Source organism: Sulfitobacter sp. HI0027, assembly GCF_001634775.1.
Classification (GTDB): Bacteria; Pseudomonadota; Alphaproteobacteria; order Rhodobacterales; family Rhodobacteraceae; genus Sulfitobacter.
On the sequence record NZ_LWER01000021.1, the window covers coordinates 1 to 3,150 of the forward strand.

Here is a 3,150-nt window from a genome sequence, read left to right on the forward strand (position 1 = left end):
GACCGACAGCAATTGGCGCGCGNCNGCGCCGTCCAATGTGATGCCAGCCTCAAGCACCCGGCGCAGGGCGCGCGCCAATTGCTGTCGGTCAGGGTAGAGAAAGGCGCTGTGGTAGAGGCCGGTATGGCCCGGCGGCGGCGGTGTGGCGCCCGCGCTTTCCCATGTGTTCAGCCCGATGTGGTGATGATAGCCGCCCGCGCCCAGAAACGCAGCCTGATCGCCGTAGCGTTGAGTCACGGCAAAGCCCAACAAGTCGCCGTAAAAATGAATGGCCCGGTCAAGGTCGGCGACCTTGAGGTGTACATGGCCAACGGTTGCGTGGTTCATCGCTTGGTCCTTTCGCTTTCCAGTCAAGATGGCAGCGAGAGGGGGCAGGCGCAATTGCGTAGGAGAGCAGGGGGACTGTGCGGCATTTCGCGCAGCCCCGGCCTGTCAGCCGACCATGCCGACGATCTCATAGGTGCGTTTGAGGATCGGGGCGGTGATTTCGCGGGCCTGTTCCGCGCCCCGGGCGAGGATGCGGTCGATCTCGGGCTCATCGGCCATCAGGCGCTGCATTTCGGCGGTGATCGGGCCCATTTTGGACACGGCCAGTTCTGCCAGCGCGGGTTTGAAAGTGCCAAACTGCTGGCCGCCGACTTCGGCCAAGACTTGATCGATGGTCTGGTCGCTGAGGGCGGCGTAGATGTTCACGAGGTTGCGCGCTTCGGGGCGGTCCTTCAGGCCCTCGGCCTCGGACGGCAGAGCGTCGGGGTCGGTCTTGGCCTTGCGGAACTTCTTGGCGATCGTGTCGGCATCGTCGGTGAGGTTGATGCGGCTGGCAGGGGATGGATCGGACTTCGACATTTTCTTGGACCCGTCGCGCAGGGACATGACGCGGGTGGCCGCGCCTTCGATCACTGGTTCGGTGAGGGGGAAGAAATCGACGCCATAGTCGTGGTTGAACTTGGCCGCGATGTCGCGGGTCAATTCAAGGTGCTGTTTCTGGTCCTCGCCTACCGGCACATGGGTGGCGTGGTAGATCAGGATGTCGGCGGCCATCAGTGCGGGGTAGGCGAAAAGACCGAGGGACGCGGCCTCGGCGTTCTTACCGGCCTTGTCCTTCCACTGGGTCATGCGGCCCATCCAGCCCATGCGGGCGACGCAGTTGAAAATCCAAGCCAGTTGCGCGTGTTCGGGCACTTGGCTTTGGTTGATCAGGATGGACTTTTCCGGGTCGATGCCCGAAGCGATGAAGCCGGCGCAGAGTTCGCGGGTGCTGCGTTTGAGGTCTTCGGGCTTCTGCGGGACCGTGATCGCGTGCAGGTCGACCATGCAATAGATCGACTGAACGCCCTGTTCCTGAGCATCTGCAAAGCGTTTGAGCGCGCCCAGGTAGTTGCCCAGATGCAGGTCGCCCGAGGGCTGAATGCCGGAAAACACGCGCGGGGTGAATTGGGTCTCGGACATCGGGCGGCACCTCTGGGCTGGAAAGTCTTGCGCGGCAGGCTTACTTCTGGCCGCGAACCCCGTCAAGGAGCGCCCATGCAAGACCCTGATTTCCAACCCCCTGTGAACCCACTGCCGCCAGCTGTTATCGTGCTGTTTTTGGCCATTACTGGCGTTGAGGTGGTGTTGTCCTTGGCCGAGGCTGGGCTGGTCGGTGGCCCCGCTGCCGTAGGCTGGCGGCTGGCGCTGGTGCGCGACTTTGGCTTTTCGGGGCTGATCTTTGACGCGATGATCGGGGCGGGCCAGTACCCGATTGAGCACATCTGGCGGGTGGTGACCTATCCGTTCATTCATCTGGGCTTTACCCATGCGATCTTTGCCGTCGTGCTGTTGTTGGCGCTGGGCAAGTTGGTGGCCGAGGCGATGGGGCAGATGGCCTTTCTGGTGATCTTTGTGCTGTCGGGGATCGGCGGGGCGCTGGTTTATGGGGCGCTGTTAAACGATCCGGTTTGGCTCGCCGGGGCCTATCCCAATGTCTATGGGTTGATCGGCGGCTATAGTTTTGTGATGTGGCGGCGGCTGCTTGGCTCAGGCGGGCCGCAGTATCAGGCGTTCACGCTGATCGCCCTGCTGATGGGGCTACAGCTTTTCTGGGGCATCTTTTTTGAGACCGGCTTTTTGTGGGTCGCCGAGTTGGCCGGGTTCTTCTGCGGCTTCGGTCTGAGCTTCTTGGTCGCGCCCGGTGAATGGGCGCGACTGAGGGCGCGGTTGCAGCAGCGTTAACCGCGCCGAACCGCGCGTTTGAACTCGGACAAGCGGAAGGCGCCGATCAACTGGCCGATGCCAAAGTAGCTGATCGCGCCGATGGCGATCAGCAGCACGAGCGCCAGACCACGCCACCATGGCAGGCCCAGCATCGGTTGCAGGGCTGCATTGCCCAGCCAAAGGGCGACGCCCATCGCGGCGGAGGCCATGAGAATGCGCCAGATACGCTTGTGGAACCGCGCGTCGAACTTGGCCGCATCGCCAAACCGCCGCGCGCCGATGGCGAGGCAGGCAAACATCGTCCAGCCCGCCAGCGTGGTTGCAACAGCAGGGGCGATCCAGCCGATGAAGGGGGCAAGACCAACCGCGAGGGCCGCATTGACGACCATGGCGACCACAGCAAAGTAGAAGGGGCGGCGGGTATCTTCGCGTGCGAAATAGACCGGTTGCAGGATCTTTTGCAGCACGAAGGATGGCAGGCCGAGGCCGTAGATCATCACCGCTGTGGCAATCGCTGCGGTGTCATCAACGCCCGAGGCGCCGCGTTGGAACAATACGGTAACCAATGCGAAGGGCACCACCATCAGCGCCACTGCCGAAGGGATCGTCAAGGCCAGCGAAATCTCGGCGGCGCGGCTAAGCGCAGTTTGCGCGCCGTCGTTGTCCCCGGCGCGCAGGCGGCGCGAAAGGTCGGGCAGTAGCACGATGCCCACAGCGATACCCACCACGCCTAAGGGCAGTTGATAAAGGCGGTCGGCGGCGAAAAGCCATGAGACGGCCTTGTCATATTGGCTGGCGACCAGTTGCCCCACCACGAGGTTGATCTGCATCACGCCCGAGGCCAGCGCGGCGGGCAGGGCGATGACGATCATCGCGCGCATGTCGGGGGTCCAGCGCGGGCGGGAGGGGCGCAGCGGATAGCCCGCTTGGGCCGCGGCGCGCCAAGTCAGGGCAAGC

General features: G+C 63.5%; 4 protein-coding genes. 1 reads left to right on the plus strand and 3 read right to left on the minus strand.

What is annotated here, in order from left to right; translation table 11 throughout:
- The coding region (locus tag A3722_RS01540) for a VOC family protein (RefSeq protein ID WP_236627315.1) at window positions 1-327 on the minus strand (327 nt) is incomplete at its 3' end.
- Window positions 328-432: 105 nt separating this feature from the next.
- Window positions 433-1,449 (minus strand): tryptophan--tRNA ligase, encoded by a 1,017-nt coding sequence (gene trpS / locus A3722_RS01545; protein WP_067623768.1) that lies wholly within the window; start codon window positions 1,447-1,449, stop codon window positions 433-435.
- A 75-nt stretch (window positions 1,450-1,524) separates the two neighbouring features.
- On the opposite strand from trpS, the gene A3722_RS01550 reads away from it, so the two are divergent.
- Window positions 1,525-2,211: a rhomboid family intramembrane serine protease gene (locus tag A3722_RS01550; protein WP_067623770.1), complete on the plus strand. Its 687-nt coding sequence runs from the start codon at window positions 1,525-1,527 to the stop codon at window positions 2,209-2,211.
- Here the strand turns inward: A3722_RS01550 and murJ are convergent.
- The coding region (gene murJ / locus A3722_RS01555; RefSeq protein ID WP_201721937.1) for a murein biosynthesis integral membrane protein MurJ at window positions 2,208-3,150 on the minus strand (943 nt) is incomplete at its 5' end. The genes A3722_RS01550 and murJ overlap by 4 nt on opposite strands.